This window comes from Erwinia papayae, from assembly GCF_058241465.1.
The window spans coordinates 1746436-1771046 of sequence record NZ_JBZCHT010000009.1 but is presented as its reverse complement, the minus strand read 5'-3'; the positions used below and the strand labels follow the sequence as shown (position 1 = coordinate 1771046).

18 protein-coding genes and 1 pseudogene are annotated in these 24611 nt (G+C 56.3%); 11 read left to right on the top strand and 8 right to left on the bottom strand.

What is annotated here, in order from left to right; translation table 11 throughout:
* Positions 1-2: 2 nt before the first annotated feature.
* Positions 3-764 (bottom strand): endonuclease/exonuclease/phosphatase family protein, encoded by a 762-nt coding sequence (locus tag AC3RPL_RS13150; RefSeq protein WP_490740337.1) that lies wholly within the window; start codon positions 762-764, stop codon positions 3-5.
* A gap of 182 nt (positions 765-946) precedes the next feature.
* Between AC3RPL_RS13150 and AC3RPL_RS13145 the strand changes: the two genes are divergently transcribed.
* From AC3RPL_RS13145 to AC3RPL_RS13125, 5 genes are all read left to right on the top strand, one after another.
* The gene (locus AC3RPL_RS13145; RefSeq protein ID WP_034941476.1) at positions 947-1336 is read left to right on the top strand and encodes a YbhQ family protein; all 390 of its coding nucleotides are present in this window, start codon (positions 947-949) and stop codon (positions 1334-1336) included.
* 277 nt (positions 1337-1613) lie between these two features.
* Entirely contained in the window at positions 1614-3047 is a 1434-nt protein-coding gene (gene rhlE / locus AC3RPL_RS13140; protein ID WP_490740336.1) for an ATP-dependent RNA helicase RhlE, read from the top strand.
* Positions 3048-3200: 153 nt separating this feature from the next.
* A complete protein-coding gene (dusC, locus tag AC3RPL_RS13135) occupies positions 3201-4148 on the top strand; it encodes a tRNA dihydrouridine(16) synthase DusC (protein ID WP_490740335.1) in 948 nt (315 codons plus the stop codon).
* Between the two features lie 198 nt (positions 4149-4346).
* Positions 4347-5528 (top strand): MFS transporter, encoded by a 1182-nt coding sequence (locus AC3RPL_RS13130; RefSeq protein WP_490740334.1) that lies wholly within the window; start codon positions 4347-4349, stop codon positions 5526-5528.
* A gap of 165 nt (positions 5529-5693) precedes the next feature.
* Positions 5694-6722: a CorA family divalent cation transporter gene (locus AC3RPL_RS13125; RefSeq protein WP_490740333.1), complete on the top strand. Its 1029-nt coding sequence runs from the start codon at positions 5694-5696 to the stop codon at positions 6720-6722.
* A gap of 88 nt (positions 6723-6810) precedes the next feature.
* Here the strand turns inward: AC3RPL_RS13125 and AC3RPL_RS13120 are convergent, their stop codons facing one another.
* The 3 genes from AC3RPL_RS13120 to AC3RPL_RS13110 all read right to left on the bottom strand — a co-directional run bounded on the left by AC3RPL_RS13120 (position 6811) and on the right by AC3RPL_RS13110 (position 10691).
* Entirely contained in the window at positions 6811-8043 is a 1233-nt protein-coding gene (locus tag AC3RPL_RS13120) for a L,D-transpeptidase family protein (protein WP_490740332.1), read from the bottom strand.
* A gap of 182 nt (positions 8044-8225) precedes the next feature.
* Entirely contained in the window at positions 8226-10040 is a 1815-nt protein-coding gene (locus tag AC3RPL_RS13115; RefSeq protein WP_490740331.1) for a glycoside hydrolase family 15 protein, read from the bottom strand.
* A 57-nt stretch (positions 10041-10097) separates the two neighbouring features.
* On the bottom strand, positions 10098-10691 hold the full coding sequence (locus tag AC3RPL_RS13110) for a DedA family protein (protein WP_490740330.1): 594 nt from the start codon (positions 10689-10691) through the stop codon (positions 10098-10100).
* A gap of 297 nt (positions 10692-10988) precedes the next feature.
* Here AC3RPL_RS13110 and AC3RPL_RS13105 point away from each other — a divergent pair, with 297 nt between their 5' ends.
* From AC3RPL_RS13105 to AC3RPL_RS13095, 3 genes are all read left to right on the top strand, one after another.
* Positions 10989-11576, top strand: coding sequence for a Yip1 family protein (locus AC3RPL_RS13105; RefSeq protein ID WP_490740329.1), 588 nt, complete (start codon positions 10989-10991; stop codon positions 11574-11576).
* Between the two features lie 289 nt (positions 11577-11865).
* On the top strand, positions 11866-12807 hold the full coding sequence (gene pbpG / locus AC3RPL_RS13100) for a D-alanyl-D-alanine endopeptidase (RefSeq protein WP_490740699.1): 942 nt from the start codon (positions 11866-11868) through the stop codon (positions 12805-12807).
* A 90-nt stretch (positions 12808-12897) separates the two neighbouring features.
* On the top strand, positions 12898-15351 hold the full coding sequence (locus AC3RPL_RS13095; protein WP_490740328.1) for a DUF3772 domain-containing protein: 2454 nt from the start codon (positions 12898-12900) through the stop codon (positions 15349-15351).
* Between the two features lie 12 nt (positions 15352-15363).
* Here AC3RPL_RS13095 and dld read toward each other — a convergent pair whose 3' ends face one another.
* On the bottom strand, positions 15364-17073 hold the full coding sequence (gene dld / locus AC3RPL_RS13090; RefSeq protein ID WP_490740327.1) for a D-lactate dehydrogenase: 1710 nt from the start codon (positions 17071-17073) through the stop codon (positions 15364-15366).
* A 198-nt stretch (positions 17074-17271) separates the two neighbouring features.
* Here dld and bglX point away from each other — a divergent pair, with 198 nt between their 5' ends.
* The 3 genes from bglX (at position 17272) to idi (ending at position 22574) form a co-directional block, all read left to right on the top strand.
* Positions 17272-19569: a beta-glucosidase BglX gene (bglX, locus tag AC3RPL_RS13085; protein WP_490740326.1), complete on the top strand. Its 2298-nt coding sequence runs from the start codon at positions 17272-17274 to the stop codon at positions 19567-19569.
* A 416-nt stretch (positions 19570-19985) separates the two neighbouring features.
* Positions 19986-21881: a methyl-accepting chemotaxis protein gene (locus AC3RPL_RS13080; protein ID WP_490740325.1), complete on the top strand. Its 1896-nt coding sequence runs from the start codon at positions 19986-19988 to the stop codon at positions 21879-21881.
* A gap of 150 nt (positions 21882-22031) precedes the next feature.
* The gene (idi, locus tag AC3RPL_RS13075; protein ID WP_490740324.1) at positions 22032-22574 is read left to right on the top strand and encodes an isopentenyl-diphosphate Delta-isomerase; all 543 of its coding nucleotides are present in this window, start codon (positions 22032-22034) and stop codon (positions 22572-22574) included.
* Positions 22575-22640: 66 nt separating this feature from the next.
* On the opposite strand, the gene AC3RPL_RS13070 is transcribed toward idi, so the two are convergent.
* The 3 genes and pseudogenes from AC3RPL_RS13070 to AC3RPL_RS13060 all read right to left on the bottom strand — a co-directional run bounded on the left by AC3RPL_RS13070 (position 22641) and on the right by AC3RPL_RS13060 (position 24608).
* Positions 22641-22745: a protein YohO gene (locus AC3RPL_RS13070; protein WP_034941461.1), complete on the bottom strand. Its 105-nt coding sequence runs from the start codon at positions 22743-22745 to the stop codon at positions 22641-22643.
* A gap of 85 nt (positions 22746-22830) precedes the next feature.
* Positions 22831-23361, bottom strand: coding sequence for a DUF3833 domain-containing protein (locus tag AC3RPL_RS13065; protein WP_034941458.1), 531 nt, complete (start codon positions 23359-23361; stop codon positions 22831-22833).
* Positions 23362-23384: 23 nt separating this feature from the next.
* A pseudogene (locus AC3RPL_RS13060) lies at positions 23385-24608 on the bottom strand (class I SAM-dependent methyltransferase).
* Between the last annotated feature and the right edge of the window lie 3 nt (positions 24609-24611).

Below are 24611 nucleotides of genomic sequence, written 5' to 3'. Positions count from 1 at the left end.
ATTCACAGATGAATCTCCACTGCCAGAGGGGCGTGATCGGAAAGATGTGACCAGGGCCGCAGGGGAATGGTTTGCGGATGGCTGACTCGGGCGTTGCGCACGTAGATACGGTCAAGGCGCAGTAGGGGAAAGCGGGCAGGGAAGGTGCGTGCCGGGCGGCCTGACTGACGGCTGAATACTTCTTCCATCCCGGCTTCGTGATGCAGGATGGCATTGGCTTTTTGCTGCCAGTCGTTAATGTCGCCCGCCACCACAACCGGCGCTTCTGTTGGCAGGCTGTTGACCAGCTCACACAATAACGACAGCTGGCGTGCCCGATGCGCATCGCGCAGGCCGAGGTGCACACAGACCACATGCAGAGTATCCAGGGCATGGGGAAGGCTAATCTGGCAGTGCAGCAATCCCCGCTTTTCGGTGCCTTCTACCGAAATGTCCCGGTTCTCATATTGCACAATTGGCAAGCGGGAGAGCACGGCATTACCGTGATCCCCTTCCGGGTAGACAGCATTACGGCCATAGGCAAAATCATTCCACATGGTATCAGCCAGAAATTCGTAGTGAGGCGTATCGGGCCAGTCAGCAACCTGAAGTTGATGGACCTTGTGCGCTCCCATAACTTCCTGTAAAAAAACAATATCGGCCGCCGTTGCTCTGACCGCATCACGCAGTTCAGGCAGGATAAAACGACGATTTGAGGCGTTAAAACCTTTATGTGTATTGATCGTCAGGACTTTTAATGAAAATCCTTGCGGCTCCTGTGGCATACTATGCGCGCTCTCCTTTTCGAAAAGTGAAGAGTAAAGTGTAGTCTTTGTCACAAAAGAGTGGCATCGGGCCGCGATCTTTGCGGCATTATCTGAAAACTGCGTTAGTCTGAGGAGATTCGTTATCACCCGTCGTGTTAACAAAGCTGGGCGACCCCGGTTGGGTCTGCCAGGAGAAAATCATGAAATGGTCTAATCGTGTGCAGATTGTCACCGGACAAACCTGGGTACATATTACGCTGCACCTGATGTTGATTGCCGCGCTGGTGTTGGGCTGGAAGCACCAGGCACTGTTGCAGGTCAGCGTGGTGTTACTTGCGCTTTACGCCAGCGTATTCGCCGCCATGTTACTGACCCAGCGTCTGAGCGGTTTCCGCCGGACAGGTGACTTTCTTGAAGACGTCACCACCACTTACTATTTTGGGGCCGCCATGTTGGTGCTTTACCTGCTTTCGCAGGTTATCCACAACAATCTGCTGCTTGGTATTGCCGGTGTGCTGATGCTTACCGGACCCGCAGTGGTTTCGCTGCTGGCGAAAGAGACGGCCCGCGCCCGCCAGCGTCAGCGCTGAGCCACAACGGACCACCCGCTGGTGGTCCGTTCTCCCTCTGATTTCTCCTGAGTCAATACCCTGTTAACTGTTGCGCAATGAGCTGCCTCTGATACCCGCGCGGGATGAGGCCAAAAGAAATGCTCTCTGTGTCAGGATAATCTCTGGTATAATCTGCGTCTTACGCACCGTGGTTTGTGCCCCCTTTCAAGCGTCAGACAATGCCTGGCGTCATATTTTCCCCCTGGAAACTACACCGCCTGGCGCGGTCAGGGCGGATCCGGAGTCTGTCAATTTTATGTCATTCGATTCTCTCGGCCTGAATGCCGATATTTTGCGCGCAGTTGCTGAACAGGGCTATAACGAGCCGACGCCCATTCAGCGTCAGGCGATTCCGGTGGTACTGGCGGGCCGTGACCTGATGGCCAGCGCTCAGACCGGCACCGGTAAAACCGCCGGTTTTACACTGCCTTTGTTACAGCGACTCAGCAGTGCGGAGCCGAACCCGAAAGGGCGGCGTCCGGTTCGTGCCCTGATCCTCACCCCCACCCGCGAGCTGGCGGCACAGGTGGGTGAAAATGTGCATGATTACAGCAAATACCTCAATCTGCGTTCGCTGGTGGTGTTCGGCGGCGTCAGCATTAATCCGCAGATGATGAAGCTGCGTGGTGGCGTTGACGTGCTGATTGCCACCCCCGGCCGCCTGCTCGATCTCGAACACCAGAACGCGCTGGATCTGTCTAAAGTGGAAATCCTGGTACTGGACGAAGCCGATCGCATGTTGGACATGGGCTTTATTCACGATATCCGTCGCGTGCTGGCTAAACTGCCCGCCAGACGTCAGAACCTGCTGTTTTCCGCCACCTTCTCCGATGAAATTAAAGGGCTGGCAGAGAAGCTGCTGCACAATCCGGAACAGGTTGAGGTTGCGCGTCGCAATACCGCATCCGAACAGGTGACTCAGCATGTGCATTTTGTTGATAAGAAGCGTAAGCGGGAGCTGCTGTCACTGATGATTGGCCGTGATAACTGGCAGCAGGTGCTGGTGTTCACCCGGACCAAGCACGGTGCTAACCATCTGGCGGAACAGCTGAATAAAGACGGTATCACCGCTGCGGCGATCCACGGTAATAAGAGCCAGGGTGCCCGCACCCGTGCGCTGAGCGATTTTAAAGAGAATAAAATTCGCGTGCTGGTTGCCACCGATATTGCCGCGCGTGGCATTGATATTTCTGAGCTGCCTCATGTGGTGAACTATGAGTTGCCAAACGTGCCGGAAGACTATGTTCACCGCATAGGACGCACAGGTCGCGCGGCGGCAACCGGCGAGGCGCTGTCGCTGGTTTGTGTCGATGAACACAAACTGCTGCGTGACATCGAACGTCTGCTAAAACGTGAGATCCCACGTATTGCTTTAGACGGATTTGAACCAGACCCGTCGATTAAAGCAGAGCCGATCCAGAATGGGCGTCAGCAGCGCGGCGGCGGCGGTGGACGGGGCGCACCTCAGGGCCAACGCGGCGGAGGTCGTCAGGGCGGCGGCGGCAAAAGCAACAGCAACAGCAACAGCAACAGCAATGGCGGCGGAGAGCGCGGTCCCTGGTCGGGCGCCGAGCGCAACCAGAGTGGTGGTCAACGCCGTCAGGGCTCTGGCTCCGGGGCGAAACCTGCCGCTGGCGGCAACGGTGCTGCGCGTAATAAACCCCGCCAGCGCCGCTCTGATCCGGCATAACGGCTTTTGCAGGGGGAGGTCAGCTCTCCCTGCGGTTGCGGGCTGACACATACAGATCCCGGCAGGCAGTGCACTCTGCTGTTCGATGGCTGATGCCGCCGGGAAAAGCCAGCCTGTCAGACTCCCTGTCTTTTATTGTGGACGGCTTGTGATATGCGCGTTTTACTGGCCCCGATGGAGGGCGTGCTGGACTCACTGGTGCGTGAACTGCTTACCGGCGTCAACGACTACGATCTCTGCATTACCGAATTCCTGCGGGTGGTTAACCAGCTGCTGTCGATCAAATCCTTTTACCGTCTCTGCCCTGAACTTCACCATGCCAGCCGCACACCTTCCGGCACCCGGGTGCGTGTTCAGCTGCTGGGACAGCATCCTTCATGGCTGGCGGAAAATGCCGCACGTGCGGTGTCACTGGGTTCCTGGGGCGTTGATCTTAACTGTGGCTGCCCGTCAAAAACGGTGAATGGCAGCGGGGGTGGGGCCACCTTGCTGAAAGATCCCGAACTAATTTTTCAGGCCGCCAGCGCCATGCGTCAGGCGGTGCCGGCATCATTGCCGGTGACGGTAAAAGTCCGGCTGGGATGGGAGTCCGGCGAGCGGCAGTTTGAAATCGCTGATGCGGTGGAGCAGGCGGGTGCCACCGAGCTGGTGGTGCATGGCCGTACCAAAGAGGATGGCTACCGGGCTGAGCGAATAAACTGGCAGGCGATTGCGGACATCCGGCAGCGACTGAACATTCCGGTTATAGCCAACGGTGAAATCTGGGACTGGCAAAGCGCGCAGGCCTGTATGCAGGTAACCGGTTGCGATGCGGTGATGATCGGACGCGGTGCATTGTGCATCCCCAATCTGAGCCGGGTAATAAAAGAGAACGCGCCACCGATGCCGTGGCCGGAAGTGCTGCTGTTGTTGCACCGCTACATTCAGCTGGAAAAACAGGGTGATACCGGGCTGTACCACGTGGCGAGGATCAAACAGTGGCTTGGCTATCTGCGGAAACAGTACCCGCAGGCCAGCGATCTGTTCAGCCTGATCCGGGCAATGAAAAATTCTGCAGAGATTGCGGTAGCTATCGACGTTAATGTGCAGGCACTGGTCTGATTGGGCTGAAGCCCACGGCACATCTCTGAGGCGCACCCTGCGGGGAAAAGCCGCCACGTCGCCAGCTGAAGCTGCGTCTTAAGGGGGATCTTTGACTCTCTGTTGCAGGCTGAGACATTTTTTCCTGCTGCGGTCGCGATCTCTTAGCCTGCTACGCGTATGATATAAATCACATCGCATTAATTTTCTGGTTCTGACATGTCTTCTGCTCCCACACTGTCCGGCTCACAGCTGAACAAACGTATTATCTCAGTGGTGATTTTTACCTTCTTTTGCTACCTGTCGATCGGCCTGCCGCTGGCGGTACTGCCCGGCTACGTCCAGCATCATCTGGGTTACAGCTCATTTATTGCCGGTCTGATTATCAGTCTGCAATACTTCTCCACCCTGGTCAGTCGCCCGCAGGCCGGGCGCTATGCTGATTTGCTTGGCCCGAAAAAAGTGGTGCTGGTGGGCTTACTGTTTTGTGGTGCCAGCGGATTATTCAGCCTGCTGGCGGTACTGGCCGCAGGCACACCGTTAACCAGCCTGCTGCTGCTGGCGGCAGGGCGCGTGGTGCTGGGTATCGGAGAAAGCCTGACGGCGACCGGCTCGACGCTGTGGGGAATTAACCTGGTGGGGACGGTGCAGAGTGCCAGAGTGATTTCCTGGAATGGTGTGGCAACCTATCTGGCGATGGCGCTCGGGGCACCGTTGGGGGTGATGCTCAACAGCGCCTTCGGTATCCCCGGTTTTGCGGTGCTGATTATGCTGATGGCAGTTTTAGGCTTCTGGCTGGCGACCCAGCGTCCCGCCGTGGTGGTGGCGGTGGGACAGCGCATTCCGTTTCATAAAGTTTTCTCACGTATCTGGCTGTATGGCCTGTGCCTTGGACTGGGCACCGTGGGCTTTGGCACTATTGCCACCTTTATCACCCTCTATTTCTCCAGTCACAACTGGCAGGGAGCCGCCTTTTCGCTCACGTTGTTCAGCCTGGGTTTTGTGGCCATGCGGCTGGTGTTCAGCAACGCGATTGGTCGCTTCGGCGGCATTCGCGTCTCACTGGTTTCGTTTGCCATTGAGAGCGCTGGCCTGCTGATGATCTGGCAGGGCAACTCGCCGCTGATGGTGGATATCGGGGCTTTTCTTACCGGCTCGGGTTTTTCGCTGGTGTTCCCGGCACTGGGCGTCGAAGCCATCAAACAGGTGACGCCACAGAATCAGGGTTCGGCGCTGGGCCTTTATTCCGCTTTCCTTGACTTCGGGCTGGGCATCACCGGCCCGCTGGCGGGGCTGCTGATTGGCTGGCAGGGCGTGGATTCCATCTACCTGGCCGCCGCGCTGATAGTCTTGTTCGCATTTATGATTATTCTGCGGCTGCAAATCAGCCGTAAAAGTTAGCTGTGTCAGGGGGGGCCGTGCTGTTCTGCAAGGTCGCCACCCTCCGGCAGCAGGCCCGGTGATAACAAGCCGAAAAATGTCACCTCTTCTCTGAACCGGTCGTCAATTCTCTGTCACAGAGTTGCGTTACAGTCTGGTGACATTTTACTGACAGACGGGATTTTCATGACCCATCGCCAGCCATTAACTTTGCAACACCCTGATTTCAGTGATGAGGTGGCCGGTCTTATTTATGGCTACTGGTTTTGCGACAGTGCAGGCCCGCAACGTCTCTCTGCACAGCAGGCCTGCGATCGCTGGAGGCAGTCTGAGAGCAACCATCATTTTCTCTGGCTGCATATTAATCTCAGTCACGCCGCCGCCGCCCGCTGGCTGAAAAATAACTTCAGTGTCGATGACGCCTTCTTTGATGAAATTCGCCATGGTTCTCCTACCACCCGGATTGAGAGGCAAAATGAGGCGTTGATGGCGGTACTCAACGACGTCATTTTTGATCCTGCGGAAACTGTTAACGAGAATGCCACCTTGTGGATCTGGTGTCGGGCGGGGTTGGTGGTCAGCGCCCGCTACAAACCGGTGCGGTTGATCGAGCGGTTGGTCAGCAAGCTGGACGATTTGGCATTGCAATCTTCCACCGAACTGTTGGCGCAGCTGTTGGTGGAACAGGAAACATTATTGGAGCAGATAGTCCGTCATGCCAATCTCTGTGTTGATCAAATCGAAGAGCGCCTGCTGACTCACCATATCAAAAACAACCGCAGCGACCTGGGCAGGCTGCGTCGGACGTTGCTACGTTTTCAGCGTCTGCTGGCCCCGGAACCAGCGGCGCTGTTTCGCCTGATCAATCGTCCACCGGGCTGGCTCGATCGACAGGTCGTACAGGATTTGCGGCAGTTCACCGAGGAATTTACGGTGGTGCTGAATGACCTGACCAGCCTGACAGAACGCATCCGGCTGTTGCAGGAGGAGATCGCCTCGCGGCAAATGGAACAGAGTAACCGCACGCTTTACACGCTGACGGTGATCATCGTGCTGGCGCTGCCGATTAATATTGTGGCGGGCTTTTTTGGCATGAATGTTGGAGGGATACCGTTTTCTGCCAACCCACACGGTTTTATCGTACTGGTGCTGCTGGTAACGCTTTTCACCTGTGTTGCAGGCTGGCTGGCGTTGCGTCAGCGGGACAGAATGTAACGCAGAATGCGATCTTTACTGTAGCTGGCTGATAACGGGCAATAAAAAACGGGCCATTACGGCCCGTTTATTGACCGGGCGTGACCGGTTACTGACTGGCCGTCCCGCTGCTGTTTTTTGCTGCATCCGCCGTGGATTTATCTTCATAAACCGGGCCGGGCTGGCTGGGCACCACAAAGCTGCCATCGGTGTTGGCCGCCGCGGGCTGGCCGCTGGCAGGCGCAGCCTGGGCTGGTGCGGACTGATCCTCAGCATCCGCCTGCGGGTTCTGCGCGGGGGCGGCATTCTGATCAACTACGTTGGCACCCTGGCTGGTGACCGGCGTCATCGGTTCCTCTTTGGGCATCGCGCCCTCCGCCTGAGGAACGGCGACCGGTGTGGCAAAGCTGTTGTCCGCGCCGGTGTTCACTTTAACCGGCATCCCGCTACGGGCTTTCATCGCATTATCCAGCGCCGCGCTGTCAACGCTGGCATCACCCACCACTTTATTGACTGCCGGGGTGATGGACAGCGGAACCGGCTCGCGAGAGTTGAACTGCTCCTGGGTCTGTGACAGAGGATTATGCACTTCCACTACCCGTGAACCATCCGGCTCAACCGAGGCTTTAATTGGCTGATCGATAAACTGCACGCGGGTACCTGCCGGCACGTTGTCGAACAGCCACTTGATGTCGTCCGCCCGCAGACGAACGCAGCCGTGGCTGACGCGCAGGCCAATACCAAAGTTGGCGTTAGTTCCGTGGATGGCGTAAAGGCGACCGATATACAGCGCATACAGTCCCATGGGGTTATCCGGTCCGGCAGGGAAGTAGGCAGGCAATGGTGCGCCTGCGGCGGCGGCATCTTCATGCATCTTTTTAGTCGGTGTCCAGGTCGGGCCATCTTTTTTACGTTCGACCTTGGTAGTCCAGCTGATTGGCGTGTCTTTACCCAGCTCACCGACACCGATCGGCAGTACCACCACGGTTTTGGTGCCTTTCGGATAGTAATACAGGCGCATTTCAGCGCTGTTGATCACAATACCTTCACGGGGAGCATCAGGCAGGATCAACTGCTGAGGAATAACCAGTTTTGAACCGCCTTTCGGCAGGTAGACATCCACCCCCGGATTGGCTTCCAGCATGTTGCTCAGGCCCATCTGGTACTGTGCGGCAAAGGCTTCAAGCGGTAGCTTACTGTCCTGAGGCAGGGTGATTTCAAGGTTCTGACCAATCAGACGACTGTTTGCCGCAGGCAGGGAGTAAACAACGGCTGAGGCGGATTGGCTGTATGCCGTTACGGCCAGGGCTAAAGCGGCTAATGCGCGGATGCTCTTTTTCATATTTTTCAGGTAAAGCGCCATGTAATCAGTGGATAAATAAACCTGTACCGGCAGATGTGACCGGCTGCACATTATATGGTCATAATTCGCCAGGATAAACCTGGATTTGTGGTTCCTTAACTAAATTTACCCGGAATTATCTGTAAAGCCTGGCTCTGCCGGGATTAAACCGCATTTTGTCTTCAGGGTTGCCACTGTGGATCGTCACCATCAAGTTTACGATTGAGAAAAAAAGCGGCGCTAATCAGCGCCAGATGCGTGAGCGCCTGTGGGGTATTACCCAGCGCATCGCCCTGATGGTCAAACTCTTCGGCATACAACCCCAGTGGACTGGCATAGCTGAGCAGCTTTGCAAATTCAAAATGGGCTTCATCCACCCGGCCTGCTCTGGCGAGGCATTCAACATACCAGAACGAACAGGCGGCAAAGGCGCCTTCTTCCCCTGACAGCCCGTCAGCCGGGGTTTGCGCTAAATTATAGCGTCTTACCAGACCATCACTAACCAGCTGTAGTTTGATGGTGTCCAGCGTGGCCAGCCAGTCAGGATCGGTGGCACCGACAAAACGCACCAGCGGCATCAGCAGCATAGAGGCATCGACAAAGTCACCGTGGCGGGTGGCGGTAAAATGGCCGCGTTCCGGGTTCCAGAAATTCTGCCAGATATCTTCACGGATCTGATCACGTGCCTCGCACCAACGGGCGCAGGGGAAGGCGAGGGAGCGTTTATTCGCCAGCCGGATGGCGCGATCCAGCGCCACCCAGCACATCAGACGGGAGTGCAGAAAATGCTGAGGTTCGCCCCGCATCTCCCAGATCCCGGCATCGGCCTGATTCCAGTTTTCGCTGACGTAATCGATCATTTTACTGACATGCATCCAGCCACGGTGCGAGATGGCTTCACCGTATTTGTTTGCCAGATAGACGGCATCCATCAGTTCGCCGTAAATATCCAGCTGCGTCTGTCGCCAGGCCGCGTTGCCAATCCTGACCTGCGTGGAACCGGCATAGCCGGAGAGATTTGGCAACTCGCTTTCCTGAAGTTCGGTGCCGCTGTCCAGCCGGTACATCACCTGCAATTTTTCAACCTCGTCATGGCTGTTTTCGACGCAGCGCCCGACCCAGCGAGTAAAGTGGCGCGCTTCATCAACGTAGCCAAGGCGCATCAGCGCATACATGCTGAATGAGGCATCGCGGATCCAGGAGGCGCGGTAGTCCCAGTTACGCTCACCGCCTGGCTCCTCCGGCAGGCCAAAGGTTGCTGCTGCCGCGATGGAACCGTGCTGTCGTGAGGTTAACAGTTTTAAGGTCAGGGCAGAGCGGTTGACCATCTCCCGCCAGCGCCCGTTATAGGTGCTTTGCGCGCTCCAGTTCCGCCAGAAGTTCAGCGTCTCCTGAAAGCACTTTTCGCTGCTCAGTTGATTAAGCCGTTCATCATCGGCGGCACCGAAGGTAAATTCGCGGTATTCACCGGCTTTTAAGGTGAACGTCGCCACGGCGGCTGCCTCATCCAGCGTAAAGTCCAGATCGCCGCAAAGCCGCAGGTCGGGCTGCTCACTGGCGCGGAACAGCACGCTGTTTTGTTGCAAACGGGCGGTGGTGCTGGCTCTGGCATAGTCATGTACCGGCGCGCAGCGCAGGCTGAACGTGGCTTCCCCCTTGACCATTTTTATCCGGCGGATAATGCGTGGCGACTGCGCTTCCTGCGGGCAAACCGGCATATAATCGGTCATTTCCGCCACGCCCTGTTTTGCCAGCCAGCGGGTTTGCAGCATGGCAGTATCCGGCAGATAGATCTGCTGGCGCTTAACGTCCTGCCAGTCAGGCGAAAGAGAAAAAAGTCCGGCCTTATCGCTGTCCAGCAGGGCAGTAAATACCGACGGGCTGTCCAGATTTGGCCAGCAGAAGTAATCAATACTGCCATCGTTGGCAACCAGCGCGCAGGTCTGTAAATCGCCTATCACCCCATGATCTTCAATCCGGCGTTTTATCTCACTCATTCTTTCCCCCGTGGTTAACGCAATAAGATTTCGTCCCGTGATAACGACAGCGCGGCCTCAGTCCGTATTGCCCTTGTCCTCTGCATGGTTTTCGTGCTGTGAGCGATGCTTAACATAAAGCCGGACCAGCCAGACCAGCAGCACCATTAGCGCCACCCAAAACAAAGGTTTAAGGTGCTGGTCCAGACTGTGTAGCCAGGGCGCGATAACCCGCCCGCCCGCATAGCCCAGTGAGACAAAGATCAGCGCCCAGAGCACGGCACCGATAACGTTAAACAGCATAAATTTTTGTGGTTTTATCCGGCTGGCACCAATAATCACCGGGCCGACGATGCGCAGTCCATACATAAAGCGCACGCCGATGACAAACAGCACCGGACGTTTGCGGATCAGCAGCCTGGCGCGGGCGATGTGCTGCTGATGTTTTTGAAACCGCTCCAGCACGGCCGGGCCATAATAACGGCCGATAAAAAACAGCACGGTGTCACCCAGAATGCCACCCAGAGTTGCAGTCAGCACCACCAGCCCATAGTTGAGCAGCCCCTGATGTGCCGCCACGCCTCCCAGCAGGGTAAAGGTTTCTCCTTCCGCTAGGCAGCCAACAAACAGCGCCAGATAACCGTATTCTGTGATCAGATGATTAACATCCATATGCCTTTCCTCCTGCGGGTGTGGCGCGGTCATATTGCGACAACGGGGGCGAATGGTGGGCGACGATTTAATCAGCCAGCAGATCCATTTCTGCCGTCAGTCAGACGCGGCGCGAAAACATTCAGTCTATACGCTGGTGCTTAAAACGCGCTGAAAAGCAATTTTTTAACCGGAAATTGAACGAATTAGTTTTAAATGTGGCTGTTTAAAAAATAAACATTTCAGCCCGCATTATACTTGAAGAGATCCGCCATCAGCCCGATGGCGTCCATCCGTCGGCAGCAGAGGAGTGAAGAAATGAACCATGTATGGGGACTTCTGGCGCATCCTGATCGCGAGATGCACGATATCCGGCAGGAAAATGAAACCGTCTCTCATCATTACACACATCATGTTTTGCTGATGGCGCTGATCCCGGTGATCTGCGCTTTTATCGGTACCACCCGGGTTGGCTGGGATGTTGGCGCACAGCAGAGAATTTTGCTGTCGCCTCTTACCGCTCTGTCACTGGCGGTGTTGTTTTATGGCCTGATGCTAACGGGAGTGGCGGTGATGGGACGGGTCATTTTCTGGATGGCGCGTGACTATCCACAACCTCCTGCTCTGGCGCGTTGTACAATCTTTGCCGGATATGTTGCCACCCCGCTGTTTATCAGTGGTGTGGTGGCGCTTTATCCACTGGTCTGGCTTTGTGTGCTGACTGGCGCACTGGCACTGCTTTATACAGGGTATTTGCTCAGTGTCGGCATTCCGACATTTCTGAATATTGACCGGCAGGAGAGCCTGCGCTTTTCTGGCTCCATCCTGGCAACGGGCATCCTGGTGCTTGAAGTATTGCTGGCGCTGACGGTATTACTCTGGGGTTATGGTTATCAACTGGTTTGATCGACCGGTCAGTGAAAGCCTTTTGCCCGACAGCGCCCGGAAGCATTATCTCAGCACATCATGCTGCCGGGCGCGGTAAGCTGCAACACTCACCCACCACCCACCCTGGCTGTCATCATCTGTCGTAAAACTGTTAATAGTTTATTAACGCTCGGAAACGAATAACCTTTAGGAAATAACTGAATACCCGCTGTATGATGCGCAAGCCAGTCCCCGTTAAGACCTTATGGCACGGTGGCAGCGTGCAGCCTGGCTGCATCTGAATCATCACCCGGTTAAGTTTTATAAAATGCCTGCAAAAATTCGCTTATCGCTTCTCACTCTGGCTCTGCTTTTTTCCACACCGGCCTTTCTGCATCAGGTTTCTGCCAGTCCCCGTCAGCCGCAACTGGCTGCCCAGCCGGAGATTGCTTCTGGCAGCGCGATGATTGTCGATCTGAACACCAATAAGGTGATCTACGAAAGCCATCCTGACCTGGTGCGGCCAATGGCCTCGATCACCAAACTGATGACGGTCATGGTGGTGCTGGATGCGCATCTGCCGATGGATGAGATGCTGAGTGTGGATATCAGCCACACCGCAGAGATGCGCGGCGTTTATTCCCGCGTGCGGCTCAACAGTGAAATCAGCCGTAAGAACATGATGTTGCTGGCGTTGATGTCTTCTGAAAACCGTGCGGCGGCCAGCCTGGCCCACCACTATCCGGGGGGATATGACGCCTTTATCCGCGCGATGAACGCCAAAGCGCATGCGCTGGGAATGACCCATACCCGCTACGTCGAGCCGACCGGGCTGTCGATCCTCAATGTCTCCACCGCGCGCGATCTGACAAAGTTGCTGATTGCCACCAAACGCTACCCATTAATTGGTCAGCTTAGTACCACCCATGAGCAGATGGCGACCTTCAGAAGTCCGAACTACACTCTGCCTTTTCGCAACACCAACCACCTGGTGTACCGCCCTGACTGGGATATTCAGCTGACCAAAACCGGCTTCACCAATCAGGCAGGGCATTGCCTGGTGATGCGTACGGTGTTTAATCACCGTCCGGTGACGCTGGTGGTACTGGATGCATTTGGTAAATACACCCATTTTGCCGACGCCAACCGGCTGCGCAACTGGCTGGAAACCGGCAAGATTTCTCCGGTGCCGCCTGCCGCGCTGAGTTACAAAAAGCAGAAGGCGGCCGAGATGGTCAGCAATGACGGCGCGCCCGATGTGGTCGAGTAATCAACCCGTCCGACCTTTTCAGGCGGAATAAACGCATCCCGATTTTTCGGGATGGCATTTAACGGTCTTGTTTTTTATCCGGAATTTTTCATGTCTCATTTACGCCTCTTCTTTCGTTATTTTCTGTTGGTGCTGATTACCCTGCTGCCGGTCATCGGCCAGGCTGCCAGCGATGAAACCAGCCAGCAAACCGGTGAAGCGCCGGTTAAAGTCAACGCGGCAGTTGAGCTGCCGAAGATGCAGAAAGTGCTGGATAAAATTAAGCAGCAGGTTTCAGGTGAAACCAACGACAGCCGCCTGTCAGCACTGAATGATATGGCTCTGGAGCTTTCAGGTGATGCCGACACCCTGATGCAGGGGATCATTCCTCAGCGCGCCCAGTTGCAGGCGCAGCTGGCGGTATTAGGACCGGCACCAAAGGCGGAAAGTGGCGTAAAAGAAACCGCTGAAGTGACCAGTAAGCGTAAGAATCTGGAAAACCAGAAGGCAAAAATGGATGACCAGGTTCAGCAAACAGAAGCAATCAAAAGCGGGGCAATTAACCTCTCTGCACAGATCGTTAACCTGCGTCGCGAAGGACTGAAAACCCAGCTGGCACTGAATGCAGGCAGTATTTTCGGCCCACGTTTCTGGTCACCGATGTTCAATACCCAGAGCGATGACGGCGCTAAAGTCAGTGATTTTGTCAGCGAGCTGGGCAATACCGCTTTGCTCTCCTGGCAACCCGGCTGGCGTCTGGGCACGATAATCTGGGTGATGCTGGCCCTGCTGGTCGCCACTCAGGGACGCCGTTATCTGGAAGAGTTTCTGGCCTGGGTTGGCATTCACCTGCTGCCGGAAGGGCGTCTGCGCCGCAGTTTCCTCGCGGCGGCCACCGCCCTGACCACGCTGGTGGCGGTGGTGCTGGCGTTTAACTTTCTGAATCTGGCGTTTACCCGGCATGACGAGGTAGTGGATGATGTGCGCACCTTTGCTGACAAGCTGGTGGGCCTGAGCATTTTTTGCGGATTGATTGCCGGTCTTGGCAGGGCGTTCCTCTCCACCCGGCGTCCCTCCTGGCGCTTACCGAATATCTCCAATCAGGTCGCGCTGGCGCTGAAGCCATTCCCTCCGCTGCTGGCCTCGCTGGTATTTATCTTCCAGATGCTGGAATTTCTTAACAACAGCGCCAATACCAGCGTCGCCACCACCGTGCTGGCAAACGGTATCACCGCGCTGCTGATCGGCAGCACTGCACTGTCTATCAGCTTCCGCACCAATCGCGCCCGACGCAAAATGGCGCTGGAAGGCGGGCATCCGGAAGCCAAATCGACCCTGGTAGGGCTTATCCAGATGGCAATCACCCTCGCTGGCGTGGCCATCCTGCTGTTGCTGCTGATTGGGTATGTCACACTCGCACGCGTCCTCGCTTACGAACTGATCTGGGCCGGGATTGTGTTTGGTTCGTTCTACATTCTCAGCCAGCTGGTGGCTGACACTTGTGAAAGCCTGTTTTCAGTCAATAATGCCTCCGGTAAAAGCATCCAGCGTTCGCTGAATATTGATGCACGTCACCTGGGGCAGGTGGCAACCCTGCTGGGCGCGGCGGGTAAAACGATTCTGGTGCTGGTGGCGGCGATGGCGCTGCTCAATGGCACTTTTGGCAGCGCAACGCCGATTGAACTGGTGCAGAAAGCCATTGAATTCTGGGGTGGTAAAGGGCTGGAAACGCTGAACATCGTCCCTGCGCATGTCCTGAATGCGCTGCTGTGTCTGATTGTCGGCATCAACGTGCTGCGCTCCGCCAGACGCTGGCTCGATCAGGATTTCCTGCCAAAAACCACCATGGATGCGGGGATGCGCGTCTCACTGGTCACCCTGTTCAGCAACCTCGGCTATGTGCTGGTGTTCCTGCTGGCGCTGTCGATCATGGGCCTGCAATGGAACAAACTGGCATGGATCGTCAGCGCCCTGTCGGTCGGTATCGGTTTTGGCCTACAGGAAATTGTGAAGAACTTTATCTCCGGTCTTATCCTGCTGACCGAACGTCCGGTCAAAGTGGGGGATCTGGTCAGCATCAGCGGTATTGAAGGGGATATACGCCGCATTAACGTGCGCGCCACGGAAATCCAGCTGGGCGATCGTTCGACGGTCATCGTGCCTAATTCGCAGTTTATTTCGCAGAACGTCCGCAACGCCACGATGGGCAATGCGCAGGGGGTGGCGACCATCACCCTGACTTTCCCGCTGGATATCGATCCGGTACGGGTACGTCAGCTGCTGCTGGATGTCTATATTGAAAATGAGCGCATTCTGGAGACGCCGGAACCTTCGGTGACTTTCAAGGATTTGATCCCGGCGGGGATTGTGCTGTCAGTCACCGGCAACGTTGCCAGCCCGCGTCAGGTTGCCGGTGCCAAAAGCGATCTGCTGTTTGATATTCTTACCCGCCTGCGCAAAGAGGGCGTGGTGCTGTCATCGCCACAGACGATGATTGTCGAGCGGCGCAACGGTCAGAAAGTGGTGGTGGACGACAGTCAGGAGTCTCTGGAAGGTGGCCGCTGATCCGGCCATTTTTCACTCTCCCCAGTCTTTCGCTTTGCTGGTCTTACCAATGCCCGGATTGAAGCGGTTAGTCGGGTCCAGCTGCTGGTAAAAAGCCTTCAGCTGGGGTTTGGCCTGATAAAGATGACCGACGTTGTGCTCTGCGGGATATTCCGCGCCACGCTCGCTGAGCAGCGCCAGCATCTTCTCTTTCAGCGCGTGGACATCGACCCCTTTGCGCACGATGTAATCCTGATGGAAGACATGGCAGAAGAAGTGGCCATAATAGAGGCGGTGAACCAGCGCATCATCAAATTCGGCGGGTAGCTGTTCAAACCAGTCACGATCGTTGCGGCGCAGAGCGATGTCCAGCGCCAGAATATCTTCCACCTCATCATGGTGCACTGCGTGATAGCGCACCGCCGCACCGGCAGCGGCGAAGCGGTGCAGAAAGGCTTTGGCCCCTTCTTCGGCGCTACACTCGAAATAGTCGCCTGCCGCAGCGGTAAAATAACCTTGCAGGTACTGGCGGGCTTCCTCAATACCGGGACCGGACATTTTCAGCATCAGATGATGTTGATAACGATTGCGAAAGGCCAGCAGCCGTGGCGGCAGATGTTCCGGCAGAAAAGTGCTGAGCTTTTGCAGCAGACGGTCGGTCAGGTTTGGTTTCAAAAAGCGGGCCTTGTTCAGCCACGCATCCACGCGACCCTTCAGGGTGAAAAACAGCGGCATTTTATCGGTGCCAAGTTTATCGATCATCACAAAGGTGTCCTTACCATAGACGCGAGCGATGTCAAAAATGTCGCGGTGCAGATATTCAGCGGCGACCGGCAGCTCGCGGAACTGACTGAGAATATGGCGTCGCAGCGTATCCAGTACCTCCGGCTGGTCGGTGCCAATATAAAAGACCTGCTGCGATCGCTCGCTGACAAAGGTATCCAGCCGCACGGCAAACACCGCCAGTTTGCCCGCACAGCCCGCAGCTTCAAACAGACGCCGGGGATCGGCATTGAAGCGTGAGGGGCTGTCTGCTTCCACGTCCCGCACCCGCGCGGCATAGTCATGGTCCGAAGCCTGTCGCCCGTCGTGTTGCACGTCGTCCGGTTGCCAGCGTTGATTATCCAGCGTGGTCAGCATCTGCTCCGGGGTGCTGCCCAGTTCAATGCCAAGATGGTTGACCAGTTCGAGCCCACCGCTGGCGTTTATGCGGGCAAACAGCGCCATTTCGCTCCACGCCGGACCGCGTTTTATCAACGATCCTCCGGAGTTATTACAGATCCCGCCCACCACCGACGCGCCGATACAGGAAGAACCAATCACCGAGTGCGGTTCCCGTCCCAGTGGCCGCAGAATTTTTTCCAGCTGATACAGCGTACTGCCCGGAAACGCCAGCACCTGTCTGCCGCCGTCGATCAGCTGGATGTTATCCATCCGCAGGGTGCTGATAATCACCAGATCGCCGGGATAATCGTTGCCATCCGGCGTCGAGCCTTCGGTCAGACCGGTGTTCGCCGCCTGCATCAGAATAACCACCTCAGCCGCCACGCAGGCATGCAACACGCGCCACTGTTCCAGCAGCGTGCCGGGAAAAACCACCGCCAGCGCCTCGCCGCCGCCGGAGCGAAATCCCCGGCGATAGCGTTCGGTCTGTTGTGGATCGGTCAGCAGGTGGGGGCGGCCGACAATGCGGGCCAGTTGTTTGACCAGCTGCTGGCTGGCCGGAGAGGGGGAGTTATGCATGTCCTTTGTCCTTTTATCTGCCACGCCATAACTTTAGCACCGCCTGAAAAGGCTGCCGCTGGATAAAAAATCAGATCCGTCTCGCAGCCGTGTGCGGAAAACTATCTGCTATCCTCAACTTATGGCACACTGAGCGCCTTACAATCCTGTAACACAATAACTCCCTGTTTTTGCCGCTATTTGAGAGAAACCAATCTGATGAAATGGATTTGCTCTGTCAGCCTTGCTGCCGCCCTCATTATGCAGCCGGCTTTTGCTGAAGAACGGCCTGCCCCCCACGCCCTGACCCCGGAAGCCCGCGATGCCTTCGTCACGGACCTGTTAAAAAAAATGACCCTGGACGAAAAAATCGGCCAGCTGCGGTTGATAAGCGTAGGGCCGGATAACCCGAAAGAGGCGATCCGCGAGATGATTAAGCACGAGCAGGTCGGTGCCATTTTCAATACCGTCACCCGGGAGGATATCCGTGCCATGCAGGATCAGGTGATGCAGCTCAGCCGCCTGAAGATCCCGCTGTTCTTTGCCTATGACGTGGTCCACGGTCATCGCACTGTCTTTCCTATTCCGCTGGCGCTTGCTGCCAGCTGGGACCTGGATGCGGTGTCACAGGTGGGACGGATTTCTGCTTATGAAGCGGCAGACGACGGACTGAACATGACTTGGGCGCCGATGGTGGATGTCACCCGTGAGCCGCGTTGGGGCCGGGTTTCGGAAGGACTGGGCGAGGACACGTACCTGACTTCACAGATGGGGCGTGCGCTGGTGATGTCAATGCAGGGTAAAAGCCCGGCCGACCGCTATTCGGTAATGACCAGCGTCAAGCACTTTGCCGCTTACGGTGCGGTGGAAGGCGGGCGCGATTACAATACCGTTGACATGAGCCCACAGCGACTGGCGCAGGATTATCTGCCGCCGTATAAAGCCGCACTGGATGCGGGCAGTGGCGGGGTGATGGTGGCGCTTAATTCACTGAATGGCGTGCCGGCGACCGCAGACAGCTGGCTGCTGAAAGATCTGCTGCGTCATGACTGGAAATTCAAAGGCATTACCATCAGCGATCACGGTGCGATCAAAGAGCTGATCAAACATGGCGTGGCCAGCGATCCGAAAGAGGCGGTGCGCATTGCCATTCAGTCCGGCGTCAACATGAGCATGAGCGATGAATACTACAGCAAATATCTGCCGGACCTGGTGAAGAGTGGCGCAGTCAGTGAACAGGAAATTGATGACGCCACCCGCCATGTGCTGAACGTCAAGTATGATATGGGCCTGTTTAACGATCCTTACAGCCATCTGGGGCCGAAAGAGAGCGATCCCCAGGATACCAATGCAGAGAGCCGTCTGCATCGTGAGGAAGCACGCGACGTGGCACGCAAAAGTATGGTGCTGCTGAAAAACCGGCTGGATACGCTGCCGCTGAAAAAGTCCGGCACCATTGCCCTGATTGGCCCGCTGGCCGACAGCCAGCGTGACATCATGGGCAGCTGGTCAGCGGCAGGCGTCGCCTCACAGTCGGTCAGCGTGTTGCAGGGGCTGAAAAATGCCACCGCCGGGAAAGCCACCGTGCTGTATGCCAAAGGGGCCAACGTAACGGACAACAAAGGCATTCAGGACTTCCTCAACCTTTACGAAAAAGCGGTGGTTGTCGATTCCCGTTCGCCGCAGGCTATGCTGGATGAGGCGGTGGCGACGGCGAAAAAATCTGATGTGGTGGTGGCGGTTGTCGGTGAGGCGCAGGGTATGGCACATGAGGCTTCCAGCCGCAGCGATATCACCATCCCTCCGAGCCAGCTGGCGCTGATTGATGCGCTGAAAGCCACCGGGAAACCGCTGGTTCTGGTGCTGATGAACGGGCGTCCGCTGGCGCTGGTGAAGGAAAACAGGCAGGCAGATGCGCTGCTGGAGACCTGGTTCAGCGGCACGGAAGGCGGTAATGCCATTGCCGATGTGCTGTTTGGTGACTACAACCCGTCAGGCAAGCTGCCGATGTCATTCCCTCGCTCTGTCGGGCAAATTCCGATTTACTACAACCATCTCAACACCGGTCGTCCTTATGACGCGGAAAAACCGAACAAATACACCTCGCACTACTATGATGCCGCCAACGGTCCGTTGTTCCCGTTCGGCTACGGTCTGAGCTATACCACCTTCCGGGTATCGCCGGTGACGCTGTCAGCTAAAACGATGCCGCGCAACGGCACGGTCAACGCCAGCGTCACGGTAACTAACACCGGCAAACGCGACGGTGCCACCGTGGTGCAGCTCTATCTTAACGATGAAGTGGCCAGCATCAGCCGTCCGGTGAAAGAGCTGAAAGGCTTTAAGCGTATTATGCTGAAGGCCGGTGAAACGCAGACGGTGACCTTCCCGATTGATGTGCAGGCGCTGATGTTCTGGAACGCGAAGATGCAGCAGGTGGCTGAACCGGGCAAATTCAGGGTGATGATTGGGCTGGATTCCGCCCGCACCAACAGCGCGGAATTTGACTATCTGTGAGGTGCATCCTCTGGTTGTTTGCGGCCAGACAGCGCGGTAGAACAGATGGCTACTGCGGCTTTCTGAATGTCACGCCGTGCTGAACTCATCTTCAGGCACCCCTCCGCTGGGTGCCGCCACAGGGGACGAATGCTTCGTCCCTTTTTTTATCTGAAACCGCTAACCCGCAACCGCGATATTTTCGCTGCGGGATAGCCTCCAGCCGTGCCCTGTGCGGCCAACGATCCGGCGATGGATGCACGTGGCGGAAAAACGCCGTTTTCTGGCGCACAGTGGGCGATATAGTGCATCAGAAATGCATAATTAACCCCGATGTAAAATATGCTGTTTGTGAGCAGGATTACCTCAAGAAAGCCATCGGCGCGCCGTTAATTCGATCAGGCAATTGTGCCTTATTGAGTTTAACGAGGCTCTCCATGTTAAAAACTACCCAGGGCAGATTTACCCTCCTGATCATCAGCTTCTTCGTGTTGCTGCTGTTGATCACGGTAGTGGTGATAAAAATATTTGTAGCGCCTCAGCTCACGACCAGTGAGAGTCGGCTGGTGCGTTATGAAGTCGATACGATTGGCTCACGTATCACCGATATGATGAACCGTATTCAGGCGCAGCAGCGCAGCATTACCGAAACCGTAGCCGTGCTGGACAGCGACACCATTGATAAAGTTTTGCCGGCGCTGGTTAACCAGTACCAGGACGTCAACGTCTTTGGTGGCGGTATCTGGCCTCTGCCAAAACTGCGTGACCCGGCAAAAGATAAATTCAGTACTTTCTTCGCGCGCGACAGCAGCAATACGTTGCAGGTCAACACCTTCTGGAACTCCGCCGAAGCGCCGAATTATTACGAACAGCCCTGGTATAAAGACGGTATGGCAGCGGCAAAAGGGCAGTGTGCCTGGGCGAAAGCCTATCAGGACGCCGCCAGCCCGCAGCCCCGTACCAACTGTGCGATGGGCATTTATCGCAATGGCAGCGCATGGGGCGTGGCGACCATCGATGTGACGCTGGGTTTCTTTAACCATCTGGCGAAAGAGATGAGCAGCGCGGTGCAGGGGCAGGTGCTGATTGTGGAAGCCGACGGGAAAGTGGTGGGGGATGCCAGCTTGGTGGATGCCACGCCAACCCTGCGTAACCTGAGCGAGCTTTCTGTGCCGATGGCCACGCCGCTGCGCGCCCTGTTAGGGCAGGCGGCATCAGGCCCGGTGCAAAGCAACTACGAAGGTAAAGACGGCGACCACACGCTGTTTGTTCAGCAAATCAGCGGCAGCCCCTGGTATATCGCCAGTGATGTGCCCACCGCGCTGTTGTCAAAACAGAGCAACGCTATCCTGACCCGTCTGGGTCTGGTGCAAATCCCGCTGGCCATTGTGCTGCTGCTGGTGGTGCTGGGCTCTGTGCGCGCAATGATGAAACGCCTCAGCGGACTGAATGACAACATTATCGCGCTCTCTTCCGGCGGTGCTGATTTAACCCGACGTCTGCCTGCCAGCGGTAGCCCGGAATTTGACGCGGTGGCGCAGAGCTTTAACAACTTTATCAGTTACCTGCAGGGCCTGTTGCGTCAGGTGGGGGACAGTGCACTGGCGATCACCTCGGCCTCGAAAGAAATCGCCAGTGGTAACCTCGATCTCTCTGCCCGTACCGAAGATCAGTCCAGTTCAATTGTGGAAACTGCCGCTTCAATGGAGCAGCTGACCGGCACCGTGCGGCAGAATGCGGATAACGCCACCCATGCAAACCAGCTGCCCGGAGACGCGTCCCGCGTGGCAGAACGTGGATCCAACGTGGTGAAGCAGGTGGTTACCACCATGGGCGAAATCAATACCTCTTCACGCAAAGTGGTCGATATCATCGGCGTTATCGACAGCATTGCCTTCCAGACCAACATCCTTGCCCTCAACGCTGCGGTGGAAGCCGCCCGTGCGGGTGAACAGGGGCGTGGTTTTGCCGTGGTGGCTTCTGAAGTGCGTAACCTCGCTCAGCGTTCAGCAAACTCCGCCCGTGAGATTAAAAAGCTGATTGAAGAGTCGGTTGCCAATATCGACCACGGCAGCCTGTTGGTGCAGGAAGCGGGCAGCACCATGGATGAACTGATGAACGGCGTCAGCAGCGTGACCACGCTGATGGCCGAAATCATGTCAGCCAGCCGTGAACAAAGTATGGGCATCGATCAGATCAACACCGCCATCAACCAGCTCGACAGCAGCACCCAGCAGAACGCCTCGCTGGTGGAGCAGGTTTCTGCCGCCGCCCAGGCGATGGAAGAGCAGAGTGTCCAACTTGAGCGTGTAGTCAGCAGCTTTAAACTCTGACCTCCGGCCCGGCCTGCCAGTGGCAGGTCGGGCTGAATCAACCCTCTGTGCTGTTTCAGCCTGCCGTTTTGTCACAAAATTGCACGAATTTTCCCGTCGGCCTGTTGCAGGATATGCCACACTATGCGGACGACGTTTAGAGAAGTCTGCATGTCTGCGATTGAAGTGGTTCTGGTTGATGGCAACGATCGTGCCATTGGTAGAATGGAAAAACTTGAAGTGCACCAGAAAGGGTTACTGCATCGCGCCGTCACCGTTTATGTGTTCAATTCACGCCATCAGCTGTTATTGCAACAGCGCGCCACCGGTAAATATCACTGCGGCGGATTATGGAGTAATACCACCTGCGGTCATCCTTATCCCCATGAATCTGCTCAACATGCGGCAGAGCGTCGTTTGTGTGAGGAAATGGGGCTGCAAATCCCCCTCTGCCCGGTGTTTGAGCTTAGCTATAACCTGAAGCTGAACAACGGCCTGACTGAACACGAATACGGTCATGTCTTTTTTGCCCACAGCGATGAGCAGCCTGTACCCAATCCCGAAGAAGCAGACGGGTGGCGCTGGTCGTCACTGGCGGAGATTCAACAGGAAACTGAACGGTATCCGGAGCGTTTTACGCCCTGGTTTTTATATACCTTCCCGCGTATCCCGGCGGAACTGCAACGTTTTACCGCACAGCAGCTGGCAGGCTGAGCGAAGGGCACCTGGTGGTTGTTGCGCCTGGCCTGTTCGCTGCCTTATTTTCCGGCCCCGGCCAGCCTAAGAGCGGATCAAAATGGTATAACCGGTAAGCATCACGCCACCGATGCCGCCAAGGGCCATCATCAGAAAGAGAGAGATCACTGCAATTTTTTGCCAGTTCATGCCGTTGCCCGTTTAAGCTGAAGCGAAAAGAGCGCGAATTATAGCGCCATTGCTGATGCAGGGTTAAGCCTTTGCCGACTTTTTATTACCCTGCATCGTGCGCTTTGTTAAAAAACAGCGTGACGCGGGCCACTTCAATGCCAAATTTTTTCATTGAGGTGACATTCATCAGGTGCTGAGCGTCCTGTTGAAAAATCCAGTCATCGAAATTGAGCGTGTGGCTGCCGGAGGCGGTTTTTACCGTCATGGTATAGCGCCAGTTAAAGGCGTTGCCTGCGGTTTTGCCGGTGGCCGTGCCGATAATATCCCCGGCGGTGCCGGTGTAGCTGCCATCGGCCTGTTTGCGGATCTGCCAGCGGCGGGTCTGTTTTTCGCCATCGTCATAAACAAAGTGTTCGTCCAGCGTCAGCGTATCGCCGCTCACGGTGCCATGGATAGCGACCTCAAAACGGCGAATCTGTCTGCCCCGGTAATCCTGCACCATTCCCCAGGCGCGGGAGTCACCGCTGAACCAGCTGAAAATATCGATTTTTGGCAGCGCCTGCTGATAATTTTCGACCTCCACACCGCAGCCGCTCAGCAGCAGACTGGCGGCCAGTAACAGGGATTTCCACATTATTCACCTCCGGTTCAGCCGCATTATTTCCGCGTGGCGGTCAGTTGCACCGTGCCTATGGTTTCCGCAAGAAACCCGGCTTCGCAATAGCATAAGTAAAACAGCCACATCCGGCGGAAATGCGCATCAAAACGTCCGTTCTGCAACGGGTGCCAGGCCGCCTCGAAGCGCTCCCGCCAGGCCTGTAAGGTGCGGGCATAGTCCGCTCCAATATCCAGGCGGTAGTGCAGCTCGAACCGGTTTTCGGCGAGGTTTTTTTCCAGCAGACTCAGCGCGGGAAGAAACCCACCGGGGAAGATATAGCGTTGGATAAAATCGACGTTGCGGGCATAGCTGGCATAGCGCGCCTCGCTGATGGTAATGGCCTGTAATGCCAGCCGTCCGCCAGGCTTCAGAAGCTGGTTGCAGCGGGCAAAGAACAACGGAATATAGTGCTAACCGACCGCTTCGATCATCTCTACTGACACCAGCTTGTCATACTGACCACGCAGATGACGATAATCTTCCTTCAGGATTGTCACCCGCTCACTCAGCCCCGCCTCAGCGATACGCCGACAGCTGAAATCATACTGCTCCTGTGAAATGGTGGTGGTGACGCGACAGCCATACTCCCGTGCGGCGAATTCTGCCAGCGCGCCCCAGCCGGTGCCGATTTCCAGCAAATGATCGTCACAGGTTAGTGCCAGCTGATCGCATAAGCGGCGCATCTTCGCCTGCTGCGCCTGTTCCAGTGACATCTCTGGCTGTTGATACCAGGCGCTGGAGTAAAGCATCGATGGGTCGAGAAACGTGCGGTAAAAATCGTTCCCCAAATCATAGTGCGCGGCGATATTACGTTGCGCCTGACGGACGCTGTTGTTACGCAACAGATGGCGGGTTTTATTCACCAGCGTGGGTAGCAGGCTGAAGCGCGAACCCAGCTTATCGACCACGCTGATATTCGTTGCCAGCACCTGAATCACTGCGGTAAGGTCGGGCGAGTCCCAGTCACCATCCATAAAGGTTTCCGCTGCGGCGATGCCGCCCCCGCCGAGGATCCGACGATAGACGCGGGAGTGATGCACGCTGACTTCAGCTTGTAATGCTGCCCCCGGTTCGCCAAAAAAACGGCTGCCGAGATGGGGATCGCGCAGATGCAGTCCGGCTCCCTGAATGCGCTGTAACAGCGAGAAAATTAACCGCCGTGAGGTGGAAAACCGTTTGCCCGAATCGGCGCGAGAGGTGCAGGTGAGCTCAGGTGGATACATCAG

What these genes read in the sequence shown, in the direction of transcription:
- AC3RPL_RS13125 (WP_490740333.1), top strand. Translation starts at nt 5,694, where the DNA reads ATGACCCATCGCCAGCCATTAACTTTGCAACACCCTGATTTCAGTGAT.
- rhlE (WP_490740336.1), top strand. Translation starts at nt 1,614, where the DNA reads ATGTCATTCGATTCTCTCGGCCTGAATGCCGATATTTTGCGCGCAGTT.
- AC3RPL_RS13115 (WP_490740331.1), bottom strand. Translation starts at nt 10,040, where the DNA reads ATGAGTGAGATAAAACGCCGGATTGAAGATCATGGGGTGATAGGCGAT.
- bglX (WP_490740326.1), top strand. Translation starts at nt 17,272, where the DNA reads ATGAAATGGATTTGCTCTGTCAGCCTTGCTGCCGCCCTCATTATGCAG.
- dusC (WP_490740335.1), top strand. Translation starts at nt 3,201, where the DNA reads ATGCGCGTTTTACTGGCCCCGATGGAGGGCGTGCTGGACTCACTGGTG.
- AC3RPL_RS13145 (WP_034941476.1), top strand. Translation starts at nt 947, where the DNA reads ATGAAATGGTCTAATCGTGTGCAGATTGTCACCGGACAAACCTGGGTA.
- idi (WP_490740324.1), top strand. Translation starts at nt 22,032, where the DNA reads ATGTCTGCGATTGAAGTGGTTCTGGTTGATGGCAACGATCGTGCCATT.
- AC3RPL_RS13110 (WP_490740330.1), bottom strand. Translation starts at nt 10,691, where the DNA reads ATGGATGTTAATCATCTGATCACAGAATACGGTTATCTGGCGCTGTTT.
- AC3RPL_RS13130 (WP_490740334.1), top strand. Translation starts at nt 4,347, where the DNA reads ATGTCTTCTGCTCCCACACTGTCCGGCTCACAGCTGAACAAACGTATT.
- AC3RPL_RS13105 (WP_490740329.1), top strand. Translation starts at nt 10,989, where the DNA reads ATGAACCATGTATGGGGACTTCTGGCGCATCCTGATCGCGAGATGCAC.
- pbpG (WP_490740699.1), top strand. Translation starts at nt 11,866, where the DNA reads ATGCCTGCAAAAATTCGCTTATCGCTTCTCACTCTGGCTCTGCTTTTT.
- dld (WP_490740327.1), bottom strand. Translation starts at nt 17,073, where the DNA reads ATGCATAACTCCCCCTCTCCGGCCAGCCAGCAGCTGGTCAAACAACTG.
- AC3RPL_RS13095 (WP_490740328.1), top strand. Translation starts at nt 12,898, where the DNA reads ATGTCTCATTTACGCCTCTTCTTTCGTTATTTTCTGTTGGTGCTGATT.
- AC3RPL_RS13070 (WP_034941461.1), bottom strand. Translation starts at nt 22,745, where the DNA reads ATGAACTGGCAAAAAATTGCAGTGATCTCTCTCTTTCTGATGATGGCC.
- AC3RPL_RS13120 (WP_490740332.1), bottom strand. Translation starts at nt 8,043, where the DNA reads ATGAAAAAGAGCATCCGCGCATTAGCCGCTTTAGCCCTGGCCGTAACG.
- AC3RPL_RS13065 (WP_034941458.1), bottom strand. Translation starts at nt 23,361, where the DNA reads ATGTGGAAATCCCTGTTACTGGCCGCCAGTCTGCTGCTGAGCGGCTGC.
- AC3RPL_RS13150 (WP_490740337.1), bottom strand. Translation starts at nt 764, where the DNA reads ATGCCACAGGAGCCGCAAGGATTTTCATTAAAAGTCCTGACGATCAAT.
- AC3RPL_RS13080 (WP_490740325.1), top strand. Translation starts at nt 19,986, where the DNA reads ATGTTAAAAACTACCCAGGGCAGATTTACCCTCCTGATCATCAGCTTC.